Annotated in this window: 15 protein-coding genes and 1 pseudogene; 7 read left to right on the forward strand and 9 right to left on the reverse strand. The window is 69.1% G+C overall.

Annotation, left to right across the window (positions count from 1 at the left end; all coding sequences use genetic code 11):
- From MJ777_RS13840 to MJ777_RS13875, 8 genes and pseudogenes are all read right to left on the reverse strand, one after another.
- Window positions 1–988 (reverse strand): ketopantoate reductase family protein (locus tag MJ777_RS13840; RefSeq protein ID WP_239376635.1); only part of this gene is annotated, 988 nt, incomplete at its 3' end.
- A 125-nt stretch (window positions 989–1,113) separates the two neighbouring features.
- Window positions 1,114–2,565: a TIR domain-containing protein gene (locus MJ777_RS13845; protein WP_239311730.1), complete on the reverse strand. Its 1,452-nt coding sequence runs from the start codon at window positions 2,563–2,565 to the stop codon at window positions 1,114–1,116.
- Between the two features lie 362 nt (window positions 2,566–2,927).
- A complete protein-coding gene (locus MJ777_RS13850; RefSeq protein ID WP_370652722.1) occupies window positions 2,928–4,022 on the reverse strand; it encodes a M20/M25/M40 family metallo-hydrolase in 1,095 nt (364 codons plus the stop codon).
- 414 nt (window positions 4,023–4,436) lie between these two features.
- Complete coding sequence (locus MJ777_RS13855) at window positions 4,437–6,818, reverse strand: SulP family inorganic anion transporter (protein WP_370652724.1); 2,382 nt, start codon at window positions 6,816–6,818, stop codon at window positions 4,437–4,439.
- A gap of 428 nt (window positions 6,819–7,246) precedes the next feature.
- Window positions 7,247–9,973, reverse strand: a complete 2,727-nt coding sequence (gene alaS / locus MJ777_RS13860; protein ID WP_239376638.1) for an alanine--tRNA ligase — start codon at window positions 9,971–9,973, stop codon at window positions 7,247–7,249.
- 232 nt (window positions 9,974–10,205) lie between these two features.
- Window positions 10,206–10,432 (reverse strand): annotated as a pseudogene (locus MJ777_RS13865) (hypothetical protein); the annotation flags it as partial.
- 171 nt (window positions 10,433–10,603) lie between these two features.
- Window positions 10,604–11,194 carry a hypothetical protein gene (locus tag MJ777_RS13870; RefSeq protein ID WP_239310053.1) on the reverse strand — a complete coding sequence of 197 codons (591 nt, stop codon included), beginning with the start codon at window positions 11,192–11,194 and terminating at the stop codon, window positions 10,604–10,606.
- 99 nt (window positions 11,195–11,293) lie between these two features.
- On the reverse strand, window positions 11,294–12,967 hold the full coding sequence (locus MJ777_RS13875; protein WP_239376645.1) for a polysaccharide biosynthesis tyrosine autokinase: 1,674 nt from the start codon (window positions 12,965–12,967) through the stop codon (window positions 11,294–11,296).
- A 118-nt stretch (window positions 12,968–13,085) separates the two neighbouring features.
- On the opposite strand from MJ777_RS13875, the gene MJ777_RS13880 reads away from it, so the two are divergent.
- Window positions 13,086–15,020: a nucleoside-diphosphate sugar epimerase/dehydratase gene (locus MJ777_RS13880; protein ID WP_239376639.1), complete on the forward strand. Its 1,935-nt coding sequence runs from the start codon at window positions 13,086–13,088 to the stop codon at window positions 15,018–15,020.
- 26 nt (window positions 15,021–15,046) lie between these two features.
- Here MJ777_RS13880 and MJ777_RS13885 read toward each other — a convergent pair whose 3' ends face one another.
- On the reverse strand, window positions 15,047–16,336 hold the full coding sequence (locus MJ777_RS13885) for a DegT/DnrJ/EryC1/StrS aminotransferase family protein (protein WP_255724067.1): 1,290 nt from the start codon (window positions 16,334–16,336) through the stop codon (window positions 15,047–15,049).
- Window positions 16,337–16,668: 332 nt separating this feature from the next.
- Between MJ777_RS13885 and MJ777_RS13890 the strand changes: the two genes are divergently transcribed.
- The 6 genes from MJ777_RS13890 to fabF all read left to right on the forward strand — a co-directional run bounded on the left by MJ777_RS13890 (window position 16,669) and on the right by fabF (window position 22,326).
- Window positions 16,669–17,154: a lytic transglycosylase domain-containing protein gene (locus MJ777_RS13890; RefSeq protein ID WP_239347574.1), complete on the forward strand. Its 486-nt coding sequence runs from the start codon at window positions 16,669–16,671 to the stop codon at window positions 17,152–17,154.
- Window positions 17,155–17,345: 191 nt separating this feature from the next.
- A complete protein-coding gene (locus MJ777_RS13895; RefSeq protein WP_239376640.1) occupies window positions 17,346–18,629 on the forward strand; it encodes a CdaR family transcriptional regulator in 1,284 nt (427 codons plus the stop codon).
- A gap of 250 nt (window positions 18,630–18,879) precedes the next feature.
- A complete protein-coding gene (locus tag MJ777_RS13900; protein WP_239310048.1) occupies window positions 18,880–19,857 on the forward strand; it encodes an ACP S-malonyltransferase in 978 nt (325 codons plus the stop codon).
- Window positions 19,854–20,792 carry a beta-ketoacyl-ACP synthase III gene (locus MJ777_RS13905; RefSeq protein WP_239310047.1) on the forward strand — a complete coding sequence of 313 codons (939 nt, stop codon included), beginning with the start codon at window positions 19,854–19,856 and terminating at the stop codon, window positions 20,790–20,792. Before MJ777_RS13900 ends, MJ777_RS13905 begins: the two co-directional genes overlap by 4 nt.
- A 62-nt stretch (window positions 20,793–20,854) precedes the next feature.
- Window positions 20,855–21,103 (forward strand): acyl carrier protein, encoded by a 249-nt coding sequence (locus MJ777_RS13910; protein ID WP_239310046.1) that lies wholly within the window; start codon window positions 20,855–20,857, stop codon window positions 21,101–21,103.
- Entirely contained in the window at window positions 21,100–22,326 is a 1,227-nt protein-coding gene (gene fabF / locus MJ777_RS13915; RefSeq protein ID WP_239310045.1) for a beta-ketoacyl-ACP synthase II, read from the forward strand. Before MJ777_RS13910 ends, fabF begins: the two co-directional genes overlap by 4 nt.
- Window positions 22,327–22,584: the final 258 nt, after the last annotated feature.

Genomic DNA, 22,584 nt, shown 5'->3' on the forward strand with positions numbered 1-22,584 from the left:
CACCGTCGTTGCGGTAGGACAAAAGGCAGGGCATGGGAACGTCGAGCCGTTCCCCCGTCCGGATGACGTCATCGTAGATCTCGTACAGTTCCGCGGGCGCGTACCGGCTGCGGTTGACCGAGATTCGCTGGGGCAGCTCTCCGCGGAGCATGAGCCGTACCGCTGGCGCCACCGTCGACGGCGGAAGCACGAACGGCCGGGCGTCCTGCGCAAAACGCACCTCCGCCCCGCGTGCGACGCATACCTGCATGGCTTCCCGGCCCGCATGCAGCGCGTCGTAGACAGCTCGGTTGCTGCGCGTGAAACGCTCGAATCCACGGGCACGGGCAGCACCGCATATCCATGCGGTGATACTGGCGAAATACACCCACAGCCAGTGCTCCATGTTGGGACGGATCTCCGGCCGGAAACCGGCTTCCGCGAAGAACGCGGCGAAGCGGCCCAGATTCTGCTCGGCGATGTCCGTCATCGTGTCGCCCGTTGCGATGTCACCCGTGGCCGCTCCGGGTGCCCCCCGCCCGGACATGCTCGGCCCGAGCACGATCCCGCCCTCAAGGGCGCCGGTCAACACGTTGTTGATGATGCCGCCGCCGGCCCGGGGAGCGCCCAGCACGTACTGGTCCTTGCCCAGACAGGAATCGATGAAGTCCAGCCCACGCCAGTTGTGGTTCAGGAACAGCACGGTGGCCGCGCCAAGGTTTCGCGCGAGCCCGGGCAGGACGTCCGGGGTCTGGGTATGCCGGACGGCAAGCACAACGAGCTCGACGCCATCCGCCGGACGCAGCTCGGTGACAACACGAGGATGGAAACGCTCGGTGACCTCCCGGCGGCGCCTGCCCCGGACGTCGAGAATACTCAGATCGATCCCGTCGGCCCATCGGTCCACCTGCTCCGGCCGGACCAGCAGGCTGACCTCGTGCCCGGCCCGTGACAGCGCCCAGGCATGCAGCGTACCGATCACTCCACCACCGAACACCAGAACACGCATGGCATCCAGTATCCGAATCGGGTGGGACGTTCGGCAGAGTCGATGGCCTGTCCGCGGGCAGCACAAAGACCCACCTGGCGATGGCCTTCCCGCGATCGATGGAAAGGCCTGTTACCTTTCCCCGCTCATCCGTTCGGGCCGGGAAACGGCGGCGGGCCAGCCGGTCGATAACGACCGGCAAGCGATCTTTTCACCTGTTCGACGAGTTCAGTTGCCGCGGCCTCACGCGGGAGGCCAACGAGATCAATGGCAACGATACCCCGCAGCAATCCGTCCGGCTTGCATTCCGCCACCCGCACCGGGATCAGCCTCCGTCGCATCCCGTCGGGGTCGCGCTGCCACGCGGCATGCCATTCGGCCTGTACCTCCACCGCCTGCAGGTAGTTGTCCGACAGCACCACCAAGGTACGTTCGGAATACCTGATCGCGTCGTCGAGCCGCCGCAGGTCGTGTTGGCCAGGCAGCGCGTCCCAGGTCTCGATATGCACCCGGTACCCACGCTGCTCAAGCTCCCAGGCGATCCAGGTGCCCCAGTTCTCGTCCGCCTCGGCGGCGGAGACGAGAAAGTCCCAGCGGGCCGCGTCGGCGGGCTTGTCATCGGTGACCGCCGCGGCTGGGCGCTCCGCGGCGGCGCGGTCGGTCTCGGCGCCGCGGCCGGCGGCCGGCACCTGCACCCAGGCCGTACCGGAGAACTTCGGAACCTCGACTGTGACCTCGCGGAACTCCCCTGGGTCCAGACCGCGGAGCTGCTCGGCAACGGTGGCGGCGTACAGCTCATCGGAGACGATAAGCGCAAGATCTTCGGATGGCGCATCCGCGAGCACCTGGCGCACCGGCGGGGCGTCCACCAGCCGGGCCGCGACGATGGTCGGCTGGCCAGCGAAGCCGGTACCGTCGACGATCACATCACCGTGATGCAACGCCAGCCGCACCCGGACCCGACCGGTGTCGTTACGGGTCCGGTTGAAGGCCCGCAGTGCTATCCGCAGCTCGCGGACGAAATCCGCGGCGAGTGTCGCCTTGGGGACGCTGACGGCGACAACACCGAGAAAACCGTCGCCCCGGTCCTGTAGCTGGATGGCGTCGGCGGCTATACCGGTCCGCCCGCAGGCCTCGTCGACGATCTCGCGCAGGCCCCGGCGCCAGGCAAGCTGGACGAGAGTGCCGTGCGCGCTGAACCGCACCGCGTCCAGAGCGAGCACGGTGTACGGCAGCGGAAGGCCATCGGGCGAGCTGAACCCGCCGGGTACGCCCGCGGCAGCGGCTGGCCCATGGCCAGCGGCGGTTCCAGCGGCGGAGAATCCAGCCGCGAAATCCCGCGCCTGCGCGAACACCGGATTCGCCGGGTAGCGCTCGGCAGCGGCGGCGAGAATCCGCCGCCGGCCATCCGGCAACCCGCCGCTGTCGAGAAAGTTGTTCACCTCCACCCAGAACGCCAGCGGAGACTGTGCCGGCGCCCAGGACGGCTGTTCGAGTCGGTCCACGCCAGCGCGTTCCAGTAACTGGACGGCGCTCAGCGAAGTGGCGAACGCCCCCGCGAGCGCCCGGATCTCCAGCTCGGTCAGCCGCTCGCTCAAGGCCCCCCCATGAAAAACGCCATCTGCCCGGCCCATCCCGAGCGGAACTGGACGCGCCATGTTCGCACGTTACGACTGAGGGTACCGAGCCCGGCTGTTGGCAGTTCCGCTCCCCCGCCGCTCCCCTCCGGATCGACGGACGAGCGGGCAGGCGGGCAGGCGGGCGCTCGGCGAGGCCTGTCCGCCGGGAGTCAAACCGGGACCACACGGTCAGGAAAGCCAGCTGTCCGGCTCGCCGCCTCCAGGCGGCCCCTGGCCGCGTTCTCGGCCAGACCGATACCACTCATCCGGTATCGGTGTGGCCCGCGGCCGTGCCAGGGGCCGCTTGGACGCGGCTTCCTGTCCTTGGACGCGGCTTCCTGTCATTGCCTTGTCCGCGTGATCAGCTGAGCCAGCAGGTGGGTGCGGGGGAGCATCCGCGCGACCTCGACGTACTCGGCATCCGTGTGGGCGCCGCTGCCGACGGCACCGAGCCCGTCCAGCGTCGGGCAGCCCACGGCCGCGGTGTAGTTACCGTCCGAGGCGCCGCCGACGGCGATCCCCCGCGGCGGCTCCTGGCCCAGTTCCACGGCAATGCTGGCGGCGAGGGCGAACAGCTCGGCGGAGGATTCCGGTTCCATCGGCGGCCGTTGCCTGCCGCCCAGTACCTCCAGCCGAGCTCCGTGTGTCCGGGCGGTGAGCCCCCGCATGAGATCGTCTATCTGGTCCTGCGCCGCCAGAGTCGGCACGCGCACGTCCACCAGTACCTTCGCCAGCGCGGGCACCGTGTTGCGCGTGCTGCCGGCCGACAGCAGGGTGGGCGTTATGGTGGGGGCGCCCAGGATGGAGCCGGTGGTACCCATCGAGGCCGCGAGGCCGGCGATTGCCAGGACCTGGTGGGCGGCCTCGATCGCGGCGTTGACCCCCCGTTGCGGCTCCAGGCCCGCGTGGGCGGCCTTGCCGTGCACCACCACCTCATAATGCGAGGTGCCCTTACGGGCGATCTTGATGGCACTCTCTTCGTTCGCGGCCGCCTCCAGCACGAAGGCGGCCGCGCAACCGCGCGCGGATTCCTCGATCAGCTCCCGGGAGGTCGGGGAACCGACTTCCTCGTCCCCGTTGACCAGGACGCACACACCGTCTGGGGACGGCAGGGAGGCCAGCGCGTGGAACATCTGCACCAGCCCTGCCTTCATGTCCAGGACCCCAGGGCCGCGGGCGATCCCGTCGAGCAACGACCAGGGGCGGCTCTCCAGGGAGCCCACCGGCCACACGGTGTCGTGGTGTCCCACCAGCAGCACCCGTGGCGTGCCGAAGATCCACCGCAGGTGGGTCACGCCATCGATCACGATCGTCTCCGGAGCCGCGCCCAGCAGCCTCGCCCCGAGCGCGCCGACAACCTCGGCGCTGCGCGCCACCGCGGCATGGTCGGCCGAGAAGGACTCGCAGCGCACGAGTTCCGCCAGATCGGCCAACATCGCCGGTAACGCGATCGTGGCTTCCGTGGCCACCAGTCCCACCCCGTCTCGACCGTCCGCCAGGAAAGCACGCTTCTCCCTGGCTGTGAATCCGTCACTGACACGACAAGGATGATCCGCATAAGCATAAAAGCCGCCGCTGACCCGATGCGACCGAATACATAAGGCCGAATACATAAGGCCTAAGCAGCAAGAACACCAGACAGCTGGATATCAATGATCATCGAGTCGTTGAAGTAGTGAATAAAACCATACCGCGGGCTGCCGGCCAGCGTCAGGCATATCAACCTGCCGGACACGTTTCCCGATGTTGCGCGGGGATTCGCCCCAGCCTTCAGCACAGTGATCCACAAGCAGTGCTTCAGCGCGTTCGGCTCGCCGCGGCGAGCCGGAATGACGATCTCAACAGCGCTCTCAGGCTGGAGCCCGCGAAGCTGCCGCCGGTGTGTCCCAGCGGCGGGGTGAACGACGGCGCTGCGGTGGCACCGCGGCCAGCGCGTCGGAAGGGTCGACAAAACGGCCTGATGTCTCGTCAAGAACCCAGGTGTGCGCGGCGGGAATGTCGAAGTAGAGACCCACAAGCTCGAGCGGACCCCGGTCCAGCGCACGCCGCACGGCCGGGTGCCCGCGCAGGTGCTCAAGCTGGAGCACGACGTTCGCTCGGCCCAGCTGTTCCAGGGGCGACAGCGTCTCGGTACCCGGCAGCGGTGTCCGGGCCAGTGCTCCGTGCGCGTGGGTCAACCAGCCCGCCAGCGCGGAGTCAGGCTCCTGGTCGATAGCGCCGGACAGCAACGCCGTCATGGCGCCGCATCCCGAGTGCCCGCACACCACGATCGAGGGCACCCGCAGGACGTCGACGGCGTAGTCGAGCGCGGCGGTCACAGACAGATCGCCCGTAGGCCCGCCAACGAGCGGGCCGTCCGACGAGACGAGCGGCACGATGTTACCGACGTTGCGGACAGTGAACAGGTCGCCAGGTCCGCTACTGGTGATGATGTTCGGGACAACCCGGGAGTCGACGCAGGTGAGGAACAGCGCGCTGGGGCGCTGACCATCCGCGAGATCCCCGAGGGTGCCGCGCAGCAGCGGAGCGGCCCGGCGGTGGAACTCGGCGACCCCCACCAGCATCGTGCCGACCGGGTGAACATGACCATCAGCGACATCCACCGTACCTGTCGCATCCGGACCGCCGTCGGCCGTCACCGGCGCGGCCGCACGGTGCGCCTCTCCGTGGGAGGCTGCCAGCTCCTGCCACTGCGACCAGGGCGCGAACCAGCGCGGCAGGTGCGGAACCACGGTCCGGCGCCGGTGGGGCTGGTCCGTACGCGGCCGCCGGAACCACGCGTGACCGATCTCGTCCACGCTCACCTGGCCGCCGGTCCGCTCATACTCGGCGCACCAGGCATGCAGATGCTCGAAGGCCGCGTGGTCGAGGTAGTCGACCACGAGCTCGATCGACACACAGGCCCCGGTGGGAACCCGGCCAAGAACCCGGGCGAGACGCGGCAGCGAGAGAAAGCTCAGGGTGCCCTCCACATCCACCCGCCACGTCTCCCCCGTCTGGACGAGATGGATGTTCGACCACAGCACCCGGCGGAGAACCAGGCCGAGCGCGGTGAGCATCCCGAGCACGACGCCCTGGAGCAGGTCGAGCGCGACGACACCGACGAGTGTGACAACGTACACGGGCAGTTCGCCGTGTCGCTGTACGTGGCGCAGATGGGAGACATCCACCAGCCGGACCCCGACGACGACGAGCAGGCCGGCCAGTGCGGACAGCGGAATCCACTCGACCACTCCGCCGAGAAACACCGCGAACAGCGCCACCCACACGCCGTGCAGGATCGCCGACGCCCGTGTTCTCGCTCCGGCCGCGACGTTGGTGGAACTGCGCACGATCACACCGGTAACAGGCAGACCGCCGGCGAGACCCGACAGGACGTTGGCTGCCCCCTGCCCGAGAAGCTCACGGTCGAGGTTGATCCGGCCCTGCGGCGCCCGGCCATGGGTGGCGGCCAGCTTCTCCACCGCCACAGCGGACAGCAGGGACTCCACACTCGCCACGATCGCGATGGTGAGGACACCGAGGATGATGCCGGACCAGTCCCCGTCGGGAAAGACCGGCAACGACACCGAACTGATGATCGACCCAGGCAGGTTGACGCGGGGCGGGTCCAGGTGGAGTGCGGCGGCGAGGACGGTCCCGACGACGACCGCGGCGAGCGGCCCGGGGATCGCGCGCAACCCGCCGGGCAGTCCGCGGACCAGCCGGGGCCACAGCACGATGACGGCGATCGTGACGGCTCCGATCAGTGCCGCGGCGCTGTGGCTGACGACGATCTGTCCGGGCAGGGCCATGATGTTGTCGATGACGTGGGAGTCCGGCTCACCGCCAAGGATGACGTGCAGCTGGCCGAAGGCGATGGTGAGCCCGATCCCACCGAGCATGCCGTGCACGATCGCGGGTGACACGGCGAGCGCGGCGCGGGCGACCCGGCTGACGCCGAAGAGGATCTGGACCACACCGGCGGCCGCGGTCACCGCGCATGTGACCCGCCACCCGTACGTGGTGATAAGACCGGCGACGACCACGGTGAGCCCAGCCGCAGGCCCGCTGACCTGCAGGGACGCACCTCCGAGTGCCCCCACGACGATCCCACCGATCACGGCGGCGATCAGCCCAGCGGCGACCGGCGCGCCCGTGGCGACCGCGATGCCCAGGGAGAGCGGCATCGCGACCAGGAACACCACCAGCGACGCCTGCAGGTCGGGTCGCAGCGCGGCGATCCGGCGCATGCGGTCCGGGCCGTGGGTGTTCGGGTCATGGATGGCGGTCCCCGGCACCGGCGGGGAGTGACTGTGCTGCGACAACGACGGCGACGACTCTGACGGCGGTGATGATGGTGATGGTGTGGGAACGGCCACGCCACCCTCCTCAAGGACGGATCAGCACCGGACAGGACGTCGCGATGAAGATCGCCCTTGAGGGTGTCGCGTGGTGACGACGACCGTGCAGGTCATAAGGGCCGACCAATGGGCTCCCGCGCCCGCATCCGACCGCCAGTCCGAATCCCGATCAGCAACAGATTGGTGTCACCTATAGTATTGATGTTACCCCTAGCATCAATGTGATCACCGTATTGGTTAACGAAGAGGGCTCGGCGCGAGTTCCCGGATATGATCCTTCACCCAGACGGACCGAAGACCGGACACGGCCCGACCAGTCAGACAGCCGCCACTCGTTCCGCGACGGACCGACGGACCGCCGCGAGCGCGTCCGTGATCGCGGCCGCGTCAGTGCCACCGCCTTGAGCAAGATCATCTTTGCCGCCGCCACCACCACCGAGGATCTTCGCGGCACCGCGGACGAGCTCCCCGGCCTTGACCCCGCGGTCACGCGCGGCGCCGCTCGTGCCCACCACGATGACCGGGCGCCGGTCGACCGCGGCCGCCACCGCGACGACCGCCGGACGCTCGGCGGGGACCCTGCCACGGATGTCAAGGACGAGCCTGCGCAGATCATCCGCGGAGGTGCCATCGGGCGCCTGGTGGGTAACCAGCGCAACCCCGCCGACGTCCTCGGCCCCGCTCGCGAGGCCGCCCGCCGCGGCCAGCACCGCGACCGCCCGCAGCTTCTCCAGCTCCTTCTCAGCCTCGCGCAACCGTGCGAGCACCCCGGCGAGGCGCTCGGGCACTTCGGCCCGTGGCGCCTTGAGCACATCGGTGACCTGTGCGACGAGTACGGCCTCGCGGGCCAGGTAACGGTAGGCGTCCAGGCCCACGAGGGCCTCGACCCGCCGGACCCCCGCGCCGACCGACGACTCGCCCAACAGCTTGACCAGGCCAAGCTGCCCGGAGCGGCGGACATGCGTGCCACCACAGAGCTCACGGGAGTACTCGCCGATGGAGACGACCCGCACCCGGTCGCCGTACTTCTCGCCGAACATGGCGATGGCGCCGGTCTGGCGTGCCTCGTCGGCGTTCATCACCTCGGCGTGGACATCGAGATCCTCGATCAGCACCTGGTTGATCGTCTCTTCCACGTCGGCCAGCACCGACGCCGGCACCGCACCGGCGCAGGAGAAGTCGAAACGGAACCGGCCAGGCGAGTTCTCCGAACCGGCCTGCGCCGCCGTCGGGCCGAGCGCGTCCCGCAGCGCCTGGTGAGTCAGGTGTGTGGCGCTGTGCGAGCGCGAGATCGCTCCCCGGCGGTCCAGGTCGATCTCGGCCCGCGCGTTCGCCCCGAGGACGACCCCGCCCGAGCGCACCCGGCCACGGTGGACGATCAGCCCTGGCAGGGGCTTCTGCACATCGAAGATTTCTATCTCGGTGCCGTCATCGAGGCGGACCACGCCGGTGTCGGAGAGCTGGCCACCGCCTTCGGCGTAGAACGGCGTGCGGTCGAGCACGACCTCGACGTCGCTGCCCTCGCCGGCCTCATGGGCGGGCGAGCCGTCCACCAGCAGCCCGCGGACGACGGCGGGCTCGGCGACGGTTCCGGTGATAGTCCCGGCGGCTGTCCCGCCGGTGGTCCCGGCTGCGATGTCGTAGCCGGTGAACTCCGATGGGCCGGCCGCGGCCAGCATGTCCCGGTACGCCGAGGTGTCCACGTGCCCGGTCTTCTTCGCGCGGGCGTCGGCCTTGGCGCGCTGGCGCTGCTCGCCCATGAGCCGGCGAAAGCCCTCCGCGTCGACGGTCAGACCCTGCTCAGCCGCCATCTCCAAGGTGAGGTCGATCGGGAACCCGAAGGTGTCGTGCAGCTGGAACGCCCGCTCACCCGTGAGGACCCCGCCGCCCGCCTTCCTCGTCTCGGCCGCAGCCAGGTCGAAGATGGACGTCCCGGTGCGCAGCGTCTGCAGGAACGACGCCTCCTCTGCGGTAGCCACCGAGTCGATCCGCAGCCGGTCGGTGACAAGTTCGGGATACTGGGGGCCCATCGCCTCGATCGTGACCGCGACCATCTCCCGCATGGTCGCGTCATGGGCGCCGAGCAGGCGCATGTTGCGGATCGCGCGGCGCATCATCCGGCGCAGCACGTAGCCACGCCCCTCGTTACCCGGCAGCACACCGTCGCCGATGAGCATCACCGAGGTGCGCACATGATCAGCTACCACCCGCAACGACACATCCGAGCGCTGCCCAGCGCCGTAGCGGGCGCCGGTGAGTTCCGACGCCCGGTCGAGGATCAGCCGGGACGTGTCTGTCTCGTAGAGGTTGTCGACCCCCTGGAGAACCGCGGCGAGGCGCTCCAGGCCGAGGCCGGTGTCGATGTTCTTCGACGGCAGGTCACCGAGGATCGGGTAGTCCTTCTTCGAGGTCCCCTCACCCCGGATGTACTGCATGAAGACCAGGTTCCACAGTTCCAGGTAACGCTCGCCGTTCACGGCGGGGCCCCCGTCGATCCCGAACTCCGGGCCACGGTCGTAGTTGATCTCTGAACAGGGTCCGCACGGGCCGGGCACACCCATCGACCAGAAGTTGTCCTCCATGCCGAGACGCTGGATGCGCTCGGCGGGCACCCCGACCGTGGACCGCCAGATGTCAGCGGTCTCGTCGTCGTCGAGGTAGACGGTGACCCACAGGCGGCTGTCGTCCAGGCCGTACCCGCCCGCCGAAACCGGCGTGGTGAGCAGTTCCCAGGCCAGCGGGATAACGGTCTCCTTGAAGTAGTCCCCGAAGGAGAAGTTTCCGCACATCTGGAAAAAGGAACCGTGCCGGGTCGTCCTGCCGACCTCTTCGATGTCGGTGGTGCGCACGCATTTCTGGATGCTGGCCGCCCGGGGGTACGGCGGGCTGACCTCGCCGAGGAAGTACGGCTTGAACGGAACCATGCCCGCGTTCACGAGCAGCAGCGTGGGGTCGTCCGCGATCAGGGATGCCGACGGCACGACGGTGTGCCCGCGCTCGGCGAAGTAGCGGAGCCAGCGGCTCGCGATCTCAGCGGACCTCATCACAAGCCTTCCTCACCGGTGGAGCGACGATCCCCGACCATCGTAGCCAGCCGGCAGCCGCCACCGGCGGGCCGCAGCCCCGCCCCTTGATCCACACCGGCTGATATTTGTGAACACGTCAGCGGGCCGCTGGCCGGTTTTCGGCGCTGGGCCGACCCGGTCTCGCCAGATCTACGCCGTGTTCAGCACGTTCTTTCTCCTCGCCGACCCGACGTCCAGGCCCGGTTCGTGCTGCCTTGGCGTGCGCCCCGTCCGGCAGCGTCAACCAGACGAAGAACCCGCCGTCCGGCCGGGTCCAGGTCGCACCGAGCGGCATCGCCTCGTCCAAGGCGTCGAGCATGAGCGGTCCGTACGGGTTGTCCTCACCCACCGGTACCCCCGGTCGGCGGCACAGGTCGATCACCTCGGCCCGCCGCGGCGCCGTCAGCGTGATCCGCTGGGATTCTGGAGCGTCGGCACCCTATCTGGAAACGCTCCTTGTCAGCTGTTCCCGGCCAAGCCTTCTGCCAGCTGGTTTTCCGACATGTGATCATTCGGTTACGAACGCGCTGACGGCAGCCGACAACCAGGACCGCCGGCCCGGTCCCGGCTGCCCGGTCGCCTGCCAGCCGCGCCTGTCATCGGCATCTGTCATCGGCGCAGCAGCCCGCTGGCGAGATCCAGCATCTGCGCCGTCCGAGCGAGGGCCTCGCTCAGCCGCACAGCCTCGGTGACCGCCTTCTCGATGCCGACCAGCCGCCCGATCGCACCGCAGGCGGACGTGCGGCCAGCTTCCTGGCGGAACTGCCCGACAGCGGCCCGCGCGGTGTCGATCGAGCCACGGACCCCGATGAGCCGTGACACCAGGCTGGGCCTGACGCCAGGCGTCCCGGCCGGGAGGAGGGCCTCACCAACCGTGGCAATGGCCGGCAGCCCGACCGCGGCGAAGTCGTTGACCGCCACCGCCATCAACCGCGTCGTCTGAACGGGGCAACCGACCAGCGGTACCCGGGCAGCCAGCGCAAAGACCAGACCGCCGGTGAGACGCCTGGCCGCGGCCGTCTCACGGATGACCTCATTCGTCGTCTGGCGCAACCGGGCCACGGACATCCCGCGACCAGCGGACAACTCACGTTCGAGCTGACCGAGCTGGGTCTGGGCGATCCGCAGGTGTGACTGCGCCAGCCGGCCGCGAACCGCTACCCAGGCGGTGGCCACGGCAACCAGCAACAGCACGATCACAGTCGCGGCCGCCAGGACGTGAAGCCTCGAGAAGCGCCGGCCCCAGCGGGACCACGGGCACCGGAGGCTCGTCCCGGTGGCCAGCCCCGGTTTCATCTACTAGCGCTTGCGCCGGTGGGATCCGGTCGTTTTCGCGTCAAGCGCCAACGGGGTCGTCAGCTCCGCCGACAGATCACCGCCAGCCCCGACGCCGCCAACCGGATGCTCCATGGTGCGCGATTCGGCCGCATCGTCAGCTGGGCCCCCAGCGGCACCGTCGGGATCGTCAGTCGACTCACGCTGGGTAGCGATCCTTATGCCCTCACCGTGGCCCTCGCTGTGGCCCGCGCCGCTTCTCCCCGGGTCGACCACGCTCTGCTGGGCAACGGCTCGGTGTCTGTTCCGCCGGCCCGGCCCCATCCTGATCTGGGTGTACCCGCTGTAGGAGGGATAGCCGTAGTACATAGCGTCCAGCCCTTTGGTGGGAATCATGTTGTGTACGACCCCCAGCACCCGCGCGTCCACCGCCCGCAGCACCTCGGCGGCCCGGGCCAGCTGTTCCCGCCGGGTCCGGCCGTTGCGGACGACCAGCAGGGTGCCATCCACCTGCGCGGCGAGCACAGCCGCGTCGGTGACCGGGAGCAGCGGTGGGGCGTCGATGAGCACGATGTCGAAGTGGCCGGACAACTCGCGGAGCACCTCGCCCATGCCGCGGGACCCGAGCAGCTCGCTGGGGTTGGGTGGCAGCGGCCCGCTGGGCAGGACCTCCAGCCGGCCACCATCATCACCCCATGGCAGCAGCACGTCATCAAGATCAACAGCGCCGATCAGCACGGAGGTGAGACCGGCGGCGGTCTCGATCCCGAGGTACTCGCTGAAGGACGGTCTGCGCAGGTCCGCCTCGACCAGCGCCACTCGTGCCCCGGCCTGCGCGAGAATGATCGCCAGGTTGCAGGTCGTCGTTGTCTTGCCCTCCGCGGGCGTGGCGCTGGAGACCAGGATGACGCGCGCCGGCATGTCCACATTGGCGAACCGCAGGTTTGTCCGGAGCTGGCGAAACGCCTCCGCGCGCGCTGACTGCGCGTCCAGCGGCCCCACCAGGGGGTAGCGTGCGCCCGCGGTATCGAAGGCGATCGCGCCGAGCGTTGCCAGGCCGGTCGCCGCGGTGATGTCGGCGTCGGTCCTGACGCTCGTGTCGAGCCGCTGACGGAGCACAGCCGCACCGATGCTCACGAGCAGGCCCAGGAGGGCACCCAGGGAAATGGCCCGTACGGGTTTCGGCGACACGGGCTCGGTCGGCAGCTTCGCCTTCTCCCACACGTTCACCCGCACCGACGGCAACTTGTCGGGAGCCGGCGTCTCGATCTGCGCGACAGCCTCGGAAAACACCTCGCCCACCGCGTCCGCGAGCGCCTGAGCGCGCCTGGCGTCGCCATCCGTCACGATGATCCGCAACAGCACCGTGTCCGGGACAGCTTCGGCCTTGATCTTGGCCTGGAGGCTCCGTGACGGCATATCAAGACCGAGCCTGGCGACGGCCCCCGCAGCGATCCGATCACTGGCAACAAGATCGACATAGGACTTCACCCGCTGCTGGGACAGCAGACCGCCCTGATAGGCCGATGTCGCGCTGTCGGTGCTGTCTGACGACACCACCACCAGAGTCTCCGCGGCGGCGTAGGCCTTTGCCTCCCGCCAGGTGGCAGCCGCGGCGACCAGAACGCCAAGCATGACGCAGACCACCAGAAGCGGCCAACTCCGGCGGAGCGCTCTGACGTAGTCCCGAAGTTCCACCAACAGACCTGTCCTCTCCGGGCAAAACATCCTAGTTATCGCAGCACGACGCTGCGCAACCAACATACTCGCTCCGCATCCATGTACTTACCATCAGTAGTTATTACGCTGTGGAGTCATGCAGAAACAGAAGACTTTTGGCCCTCAAGAGCTCCGGTGGTGGCGGGCCGTCGCCCGGCTGTCCCTGTTGGACCTGCGCTGGCGGGTCGGCCTCCAGATCGGTGTCGACGCGGCGTGCCTGGTACTCGGCCTGAGTGCGGCCTACCTCGCCCGGTTCGGCCAGCCGCCCGTGGCCGACGCCGGATTCTGGGTGATCGCCGTTCTCGCGGCCTGCCTGCTCTACGTCACCGGCACAGCTCTGCACCTCTACCTTGGGCGGTACCGGTTCGGCGGCTTCGACGAGGTACTCGCCCTGACCTGCTCGGTCGGGCTGGCCACGCTCGGGATCGTCGTCGTCGACGCCGGCATCAGCCGGCCCGGGCCGCTGCCGGTGAGCGTCCTGCCGCTGGCGGGCGCGGTCGGTCTCGTCGCGATGTTCGGCATCCGTTACCTGTGGCGGCTGGCCGAGAAACGCGGCCGGCGCCCACAGCGCCCCGATGCCGAGCCGATCATTGTTTTCGGTGCGGGTGACGGTGCCGACCGCGTGCTGGCCTCGATGCTGCACACCCCGGACAGCCCGTACCGGCCGGTGGCCCTGCTCGACGACGATCCCCGCACCTGGAACCTGGCCCTGAGCGGGGTGCGGGTACGCGGCGGGCGGGAGGACATCGCCACGGTCGCCAGCCAGACCGGCGCGCGTACCCTGCTGGTGGCCATCCCAAGCGCCGACGCCACGCTGCTACGGGAGATCACCGAGGTCGCCGAGGAGGCGGGCCTCACCGTCAAGGTGCTCCCGCGGGTGGTGGATCTCATCGACGGGCGCGTGGACGTGCGTGACATCCGCGACCTCGACCTCACCGATCTGCTGGGGCGTTGCCAGATCCAGACCGACGTCTCCTCGGTTGCGGGCTATCTCACCGGTAAACGCATCCTGGTCACCGGAGCCGGCGGCTCGATCGGTTCCGAACTGTGCCGCCAGATCCACCGCCACCAACCCGAAAAAATGATCATGCTTGACCGGGACGAATCAGCCCTGCGGGCCGTCCAGCTGTCCATTCACGGCCAGGCGATCGCCGACGACGAAGCCGTGGTGCTGTGTGACATCCGGGACGTCGAGGCTGTCGACGCGCTGTTCGACCGGCACCGTCCACAGGTGGTCTTCCACGCCGCCGCACTGAAACACCTGCCGCTGTTGGAACGCTTCCCCGGCGAGTCGATCAAGACCAACGTCTGGGGGACGCTCGCGATCCTCGACGCCGCTGTCGCTGTCGGCGTCGAACGCTTCGTCAACATCTCAACCGACAAGGCCGCGAACCCGACGAGTGCCCTGGGCTACTCCAAACGAATCACCGAACGCCTGACCGCCCACGTCGGCCAGCATGCGCGTGGGGTATTCGTCAGCGTCCGGTTCGGTAACGTCCTGGGCAGCCAGGGCTCCGTACTGAGGATCTTCGCCAGCCAACTGGCGGCCGGCGGTCCGCTCACGGTCACGCATCCGGATGTCACCCGTTACTTTATGACCGTCGAGGAGGCCGTGGAGCTTGTCATCCAGGCCGGCGCGCTGGGTGGCAACGGTGACGTCCTCGTGCTCGAGATGGGCCAGCCCGTGCGGATCGCCGATGTCGCCAAACGCCTCGCGACCCGGGCGGCGCGCCCCGTCGAGGTGATCTACACGGGGCTCAGCGCCGGCGAAAAACTGCACGAGGAGCTCTTCGACGACAACGAGCATGACATCCGCCGCCATCACCCCCTGATCTCCTACGTGTCGGCGCCGCCGGTCGAGCGGCGGCACATCCTCGATCTCGACCCGTGGGGACAGCCGGAAAGCGCCAGGACCGCGCTGCGCCAGCTCGCCCGCTGCGAGGATCTCGGCGTCCAGCCGCGGTTGGAGGCCGAGATACCCGTCCAGCCCCGACCGGGCCAGACGCCCACCGCGGTCGCCCACGAACAGTGACGCGCCCACGAACAGTGACGCGCGAACTACGCCGACGTCGCCACCGACATGACCTTGACGAGCGCGTCGGAGGCGTCGGAGATGTCGGACAGGTCGAGGGCCGGATGCACGAGGAGGGCGATCGCCGTACGGCCCAGCTCCCTGGCCACCGGCAGGGACGCCGCGGGGCGCCACCACGCGGGCACGGCCGCCTCCCGATACACCTCCCGAGGGCAGCCCGTGAAGCAGGGGACTCCCTCCGCCCGGACAGCCGCCACGACCCGATTGCGGTTCCAGCCGTCGTGGAGCAGGTCAGTCCGCACAAACGCATACCAGCGGTAGTAGGCGTGGCCGACGTGAGAAGGGGGCGAGACCAACCGCAGCGCCGCTACATCGCGGAGCCGCAAGGCGAGCAGCAAGGCGTTGTCCCGGCGCCGCTCGACCATCTCCGGCAGGTGCGGAAGCCCTGCCCGGCCTACCGCCGCGGCCAGTTCGTGCATGCGGGCATTCGTGCCGAAGCCGCCATGGGCGAGAGGTGAGCCGCCGCCCTGCTCCCAATCGCGATCATCGAACCCGTCGCCGCCGAAGTCGTCTGTTGACAGGCCGTCCGGCTCCAGCCTCGGTTCGGCCCCCGCGTCCACGACCGCGAAACGCCGCCCCTGCTCCTTGTATGACCACGCCGCCCGGTACAGTGCCGCATCGTCAGTGGTGACCATGCCACCCTCACCAGCGGTGCTCAGAATTCTATCGTAGCCGAATGACCACACACCGATATCGCCTCGTGTCCCAACCGATCGGCCTCGCAGGGTGGCCCCGTGCGCCTGGCCGCAATCCTCGATGACGGCGAGTCCGCGGGTTCGAGCCAGGCCCCGCAGTGCGTCCACATCCGCTGGCCAACCGGCCAGGTGAACGGCGACGACAGCACGGGTCCGCGCGGTGAGCACCCGGCGGATACAGTCAACGGTGATCGTCTGTGACTCAGCGTCCACATCGGCGAACACCGGACGGGCGCCGAGAGCGGCGACGCAGTTGACCGGCGCGATGGTCGACCGCGCCGGCACCACCACCTCATCCCCCGGCCCGACCCCGACCACCCGCAGGGCGATCTCCAGGGCAACCGTGCCGTTGGCCACAGCCACCCCATGACACGCGCCGACGGCTTCGGCGAACTCGCGTTCAAAACGCCTGCCCTCGCGGCCCGTCCAGTAGCTGACGTCGCCCCTACGCATGGTCGCCGTCGCCGTGGCGATCTCCTCAGGACGAAAGACGGGCCATCGCGGATACGGCCTGTCACGAACTGGCTGTCCGCCGTCGACGGCTAGCCGGGACGTTGCCAAGATGCCAATAACGTCACCCCTAGTTTCTTTTATGTCTCTCTTAGCAATATCACAGCAGTTGGGCCACCAGCACCGCCGGGGGGTGTCCAGTTGGAATCATCCGCCCCGCGTGCCATCCCGCGACCGCTGGCGATGTATGAGACCGTCGTCGTTTTACCGTTGTCCCAAGACCCCCGGCCCGGGAGATTGACCAGGTCCGCACATACGATCATCCAACGCAGGAGAATGGGCAGGTGAACCCTCAGTGGGAATCGCGGCTCCGCGTACGCGACACGACCCGGCCGGAGGCGTTACGCGCTACCAGCTCGCTCACTCTATTTATGATCATAATCATGACAACGGTCCTGACCGGCTGTGGCGCGGCCACGCCCCGGTCATCAGTCCGGGTCCCGCCCGATCTGATCCCCCTCTTCCAGGAGGCCGCGACCGTCTACGGTGTGCTCACCGCCGCGCAGCTCGCTGGTCAGGCGCGGGTGGAAAGCAAGTTCAACCGGCTGGCTGTATCCGCCGCCGGTGCTCGAGGCCTTATGCAGTTCCTGCCCGAGACCTGGAAACAGTTCGGTGTCGACGGTAACGCCGACGGGATGGCGAATCCCCTGGATCCGGCGGACGCTATCCCGTCCGCCGCGCACTATGAGGCCCACCTGGCCGACGTCGTCCAGAAGCTGCCCGGCGACCGCGTGTCGCTGATTCTCGCCGCGTATAATGCTGGACCCCGGGCCGTCCGTGACGCTGGCGGTGTCCCTGACTTTGGCGAGACCAGGGCGTATGTCGCCAAGGTCCACAGCTGGGCCAGCCGTTTTAATGATCAGTTGTAGACAATCGCTGCCAGGCTTGATTGTCACCCTGACGTCCGTCGCGTGCCGCCCGCACATCCCGCGGTCCGCGGGAGACAAGGATCCGGGCCAGGGCGCATGCGTCAACGACTTGATGGAGGAGACATGTTCGATGGTGGTGAGCGGCGTTCCAGCTCCGGCCCAGCAGCCGGGATCGCTACACCGCGCAGCCGGTGACGCAGCCGGCCACGGGCAGCGACGCTCCTTCGGCCAGGAACGCGGCCGTCGGGTCCCTGCCCGAGCAACAGGTGGCCCTTACCACGGCCGAGGAGATCATCCGGCGGATAGAACGGTCCAGCGGCATGCTCGCGAGCCGCGCCGTGGTACGCATGCACGACGTCCTGCCCTGGTTCTCGAACATGTCAGCACGCCACCGGGCCGACATCCAGATGGTGGTGCAGGCTGGGATCTCGTCCTTCGTGGAGTGGTGCCGGCGGCCCGAACACGCCCGGGAGCTGTCCGGAGACGTCTTCCGGGTCGCCCCCCGCGATCTCGTTCGAGCGGTCACCTTCCGCCGGCTGGTCGATCTCGTGCGGGTGGCTGTCGAGGCGATCGAGGCTGAGGTACCCGCCCTGGCCGGCCCCGAGCACGAGCAACGGCTGCTGGCCGATGTGCTGCGCTACTCCCGTGACATCGCCTTCGCCGGCGCGGTCGTCTATGCCCGTGCCGCTGAGGAGCGCGGTGCCTGGGACGCCCGGCTGGAGGCGCTCGTCGTCGACCATGTCGTACGCGGCGAGGTGGAACGGGCGCTGCCGTCGCGCGCGGCGGCACTGGGATGGCGCAACCCGCCCGCGGTCGCTGTGATCATCGGGGACGCCCCGGACCACTCCCCCGAGGTCGTCGTCGACGAGGTCCACCGCCTCGGGCGCGGTGCCGGGCTGGAGGTGCTCACCGGTGTCCACCACGAACGCCTGGTTGTCATCGTCGGGGGTGACTTCGCCACCAGCCAGGCCGCGGCGCGGTCAGTCAGATCCGATGACCAGACCCAGCGTGCCCTGCTCGATGCCGCCGCCGCCCTGCTGCCCGCGTGGGGGCCCGGTCCGGTCGTCATCGGCCCGGTCGCGGCCGATCTGGCCGCGGCGGCATCCTCGGCGCATGCGGCGCTGGCCGCCGCTGACGTGGTCGCGGCGTGGCCGGCCGCTCCGCGACCGGTAACGGCACAGGCGCTCCTGCCTGAACGGGCGCTGGCCGGCGATACCGGGGCACGCCGAGCGCTGGTGGAGGAGGTCTACAACCCGCTGCGCGAGGCGGGAACACCGCTGCTGGCGACGGCCGGGGCCTACCTCGACCTCGGCGCCTCGCTGGAGGCCACGGCGCGCGCGCTTTATCTCCACCCCAACACGGTCCGTTACCGACTGCGTAAGGCCGCCGACGTCTGCGGTCTTGATCCGACAGATCACCGCGAACGGTTCACCCTGCATGTGGCGCTCATCCTGGGCCGCCTGACCGCGGCCTGACCACAGGCCGGTCACAGGCCGGTCACAGGCCGGCCCGCTGCGTAGCCGGCCTGCGGGTTCGGCGCCGGTCGACCCGGACGTCTTGCCATCACTTGTCGCCAGCGTCACGAAATTCCGCTCCAGCGGAGTAGATGCGGAACAAAGACGCGCGACGACCGAATCATTTTGTGGAGACCCCACAACGGGCTGACGGCACAACGGTGAGTGCCCGCCAGCGACAGACAGCGGCCGGGAAGGGTTAGGTAGTCCGGTGCTCGTTATCCTCGCGCCCGGTCAAGGTGCCCAGACCCCAGGTCAGCTGCAGCCCTGGATCAAGATCGGCGGGATTGAGACACGGTTGCGCTGGTGGTCCGAGGCCGTCGGAATCGACCTCGTTGACGTCGGTTGCCACGCGTCCGCGGACACGATCCGGGACACGGCCATCGCTCAGCCACTGATCGTCGCAACCGGTCTGGTCGCCGCCGAGCAACTGCCTCCGATCAACACGGGAAATATCGTGGTCGGCGGCCACAGCGTGGGTGAGATCACCGCCTCCGTGCTGGCCGGCACGCTGACGGCTGAAAGCGCGCTCGTGTTCGTCGCGTTGCGCGGACGCGCAATGGCGCAGGCCGCGGGGCGTGTCGCCACCGGTATGACCGCTGTGGTCGGTGGCGAACCGGATGTCGTCATCAACCACCTGGAGCAGCTGGCTCTGACCGCCGCGAACCGCAACGGTGCCGGCCAGATCGTCGCGGCCGGCACGATCGAGGCACTGGCCGGCCTCACCGACAACCCGCCGCCCCGGACCCGCCTGCGGCCGCTGTCGGTCGCGGGCGCCTTTCACACCCACTTCATGGAACCCGCCCGTGAGCGCCTGGCGCAGGTCGCTCCGGGGCTACGGCCGCGAACTCCCGCGCTGCCACAGGTGTCCAACGCGGATGGAATGATCATAAAGACCGGCTCGGATCTGGTCACCCGGCTGGTGAACCAGGTGGCCGCCCCGGTCCGGTGGGACCTGTGCCTGGCGCGGCTGCGTGATCTCGGAGTGACGGCCGTTCTGGAGCTCCCGCCCGCCGGCACACTGGCGGGAATCGCCAAAAGGGAGTTCCCCGGCGTGCGGATCGTCGCCGTGAAGACCCCCGACGACCTGCCCGCAGCCCGTGAGCTGGTCGCCGAATTTGCCGGCGGTGACCCAGTCGGCGACGACGTCGAGGAGACCCTCAGCGGGCTCGTCGGAGTAGCGCGATGACCGGCTCCCGGCTGATGGGGCTCGGGACATACCGGCCCGCCCGTGTGGTTACCAACGACGATCTCGCCAGGCGTGTCGCGACTTCGGACGAATGGGTTCGCGCGCGGACGGGTATCGCCGCCCGACGCATTGCGGATGCCGACGAGACGATCGTCTCGATGGGGAGCATGGCGGCGGAGAAGGCGCTGGCCTCAGCCGGTATCGACGCCGCCGATCTCGACATGGTCCTGCTTGCGACCTGCACGAATCCGTCCCAGATCCCTGGTTCCGGGCCGCAGATCGCCCACCGCCTCGGTGCCGGGCGGGCAGGCGCCCTCGACCTCAACGCGGGCTGTGCCGGATTCTCCTACGCCCTGTCGATGGCGTCCGACATGGTCCGGGCCGGCAGCGCCAGACACGTCATGGTCGTCGCGGCCGAACGGTTGTCGGACTACACCGACTGGGACGACCGTTCGACGTGTGTCCTGCTTGCCGACGGTGCTGGCGCGGCGGTCGTCGGGCCCGCCGTGACCAGGGAGATCGGACCGGCCGTATGGGGCCATGACGGTGGGAAGGCGGGCGCCATTCGCGTTCCGGGGTATGGTGACAACCTGTTTCGCATGGAAGGCCAGACGGTGTTCCGGTGGGCCATCGCGTTGACACCGATAGTCCGGCGTGCCTGTGAATTGGCCGGCTTCGCGCCAGCCGACATCGCCGGCGTTGTCCCCCATCAAGCCAATCTCCGGATAATCGATGCGCTGGTAAACGGTATCGGTGCTACAAACGCCGTCATAGCCCGCGATGTCGTTGACGCCGGCAACACCTCAGCCGCCAGCATCCCACTCGCGTTCAGTCGGCTCCTCGACGGCGGGAGGCTGCAGCCGGGTGATCCGGTTCTGCTGTTCGGCTTCGGCGCCGGCCTGACCTACTGCGGTCAGGTCGTCCGCTGCCCATAGGATTCCCCGAAAGTGCCGCCCGGCAGACGGAAGTACCGGGGTAAACCAAGAAGGAGAAGTACATGTCGCAGTCCGACATCCTGGCAGGGCTCGCCGCGATTCTGGAGGAGGTCGCCGGAGTCGACCCGGCCGACGCCACGGCGGACAAGACCTTCATCGACGATCTGGACGTGGACTCGCTGTCCATGGTCGAGGTCGTGGTCGCGGCCGAGGAGAAGTTCGGCGTGAAGATCCCCGACGAGGACGTCAAGAGCCTCAAGACCGTCGGCGACGCGGTGTCCTACATCCAGCGGGCGGGTGTCGCCGCGTGACCGAGACCCCCAGGCAGGTCGTGGTCACCGGCCTCGGGGCAACCACTCCTGTCGGCGGCGATGTCGCATCCACCTGGGAGGGGCTGCTCGCGGGCCGCTCCGGGGTCCGCCGCCTCACCGAGGACTGGGTCGAGCAGCTGCCCGTGCACATCGGCGCGCCCTTGGCGGTGGAACCCCCGCTGGGCCGGGTCGAGGCCCGTACCCTCGACCGGGTCCAACAACTCGCCCTGGTCGCGGCCAGGGAGGCCTGGGCCGACGCCGGCACCCCCGACGTCGACCCTGAACGCCTCGCCGCGGTGATCGGCTCCGGCATCGGCGGAGTCCTGACCCTGCTGGGCCAGTACGACGTGCTGCGGGAGCGGGGGCCGCGGCGGGTCTCCCCGCATGTGGTGCCGATGCTGATGCCCAACGGGCCGGCCGCGACCGTCGGGCTCGCCTTCACCGCTCGTGCCGGGGTGCACGCCCCGGTCAGCGCCTGCGCGTCCGGCGCGGAGGCAATCAGCCATGCGCTGGACATGCTCCGGGCTGGCCGGGCCGACATCGCGATCGCGGGCGGCTCAGAGGCGGCGATCCACGCTCTGCCCCTTGCGGGATTCGCCCAGATGCAGGCCCTGTCCCGGCGCAACGACGCGCCCGCCACGGCGTCCCGGCCGTTCGACAAGGGCCGGGACGGCTTCGTCCTCGGGGAGGGTGCGGGGGTGCTGGTCCTGGAGACCGCGGAGCACGCCCGCGCCCGCGGCGCGCGGGTGTACGCCACGCTGGCCGGTTCGGGGATCAGCGCGGACGCCTACCATGTGGCGGCGCCCGAACCCGGCGGGGCCGGGGCGGCGCGGGCCGTGCGCGCGGCATTGCGCTCCGCCGGGCTCGTCCCGACCGATGTCGTGCACATCAACGCCCACGCCACCTCCACTCCGGCCGGGGACGTCGCCGAGGCCCGTGCGCTGCGGGCCGCGCTCGGTGCCGCGCTCGACACCGTGACGGTGACCTCGACCAAGTCGATGACCGGGCATCTGCTGGGCGCGGCCGGCGCGGTCGAGGCGGTGTTCTGTGTCCTGGCGTTGCGGGAGCGGACGGTACCGGCGACCCGTAACCTCGACGCTCTCGACGACGAGATCGACCTGGACGTGGTGTCCATCGATAACCGTGCCATCCCCACCGGGGCGGTGCTGTCGAACTCGTTCGGTTTCGGCGGGCACGACGTCTGCCTCGCTTTCACACCCTGACATCCATATACCTGACGACTTCACCCGTGCGGGCCTGCATGCCTGGTTATTTCAGGTCCGCACGGGCACCCGAGACGGGCACCCGGCACTGAATTCCGGGGCTCCGCGACAGGCCCAGCCGGTCGACGGCCGCGTGACAATGGCTCGCGCACACGGCCGGAGAACCCAGTGACCTCAAACCGGTCAGCGGCGGCATGACTTTACAGGACCCCGCGGATCGCGACATGACCAGCGGGAAGTCGTCTCCTTCGCGCCGCC

It is taken from the genome of Protofrankia sp. Cj5, assembly GCF_917627405.1.
Lineage (GTDB): Bacteria > Actinomycetota > Actinomycetes > Frankiales > Frankiaceae > Protofrankia.

Bases quoted from the DNA above. Each gene is read 5' to 3' on its own strand.
- MJ777_RS13890 (WP_239347574.1), top strand. From the start codon at position 16,669: ATGACAACGGTCCTGACCGGCTGTGGCGCGGCCACGCCCCGGTCATCA.
- MJ777_RS13850 (WP_370652722.1), bottom strand. From the start codon at position 4,022: ATGTTGGCCGATCTGGCGGAACTCGTGCGCTGCGAGTCCTTCTCGGCC.
- MJ777_RS13910 (WP_239310046.1), top strand. From the start codon at position 20,855: ATGTCGCAGTCCGACATCCTGGCAGGGCTCGCCGCGATTCTGGAGGAG.
- MJ777_RS13905 (WP_239310047.1), top strand. From the start codon at position 19,854: ATGACCGGCTCCCGGCTGATGGGGCTCGGGACATACCGGCCCGCCCGT.
- MJ777_RS13880 (WP_239376639.1), top strand. From the start codon at position 13,086: ATGCAGAAACAGAAGACTTTTGGCCCTCAAGAGCTCCGGTGGTGGCGG.
- MJ777_RS13855 (WP_370652724.1), bottom strand. From the start codon at position 6,818: ATGCGCCGGATCGCCGCGCTGCGACCCGACCTGCAGGCGTCGCTGGTG.
- alaS (WP_239376638.1), bottom strand. From the start codon at position 9,973: ATGAGGTCCGCTGAGATCGCGAGCCGCTGGCTCCGCTACTTCGCCGAG.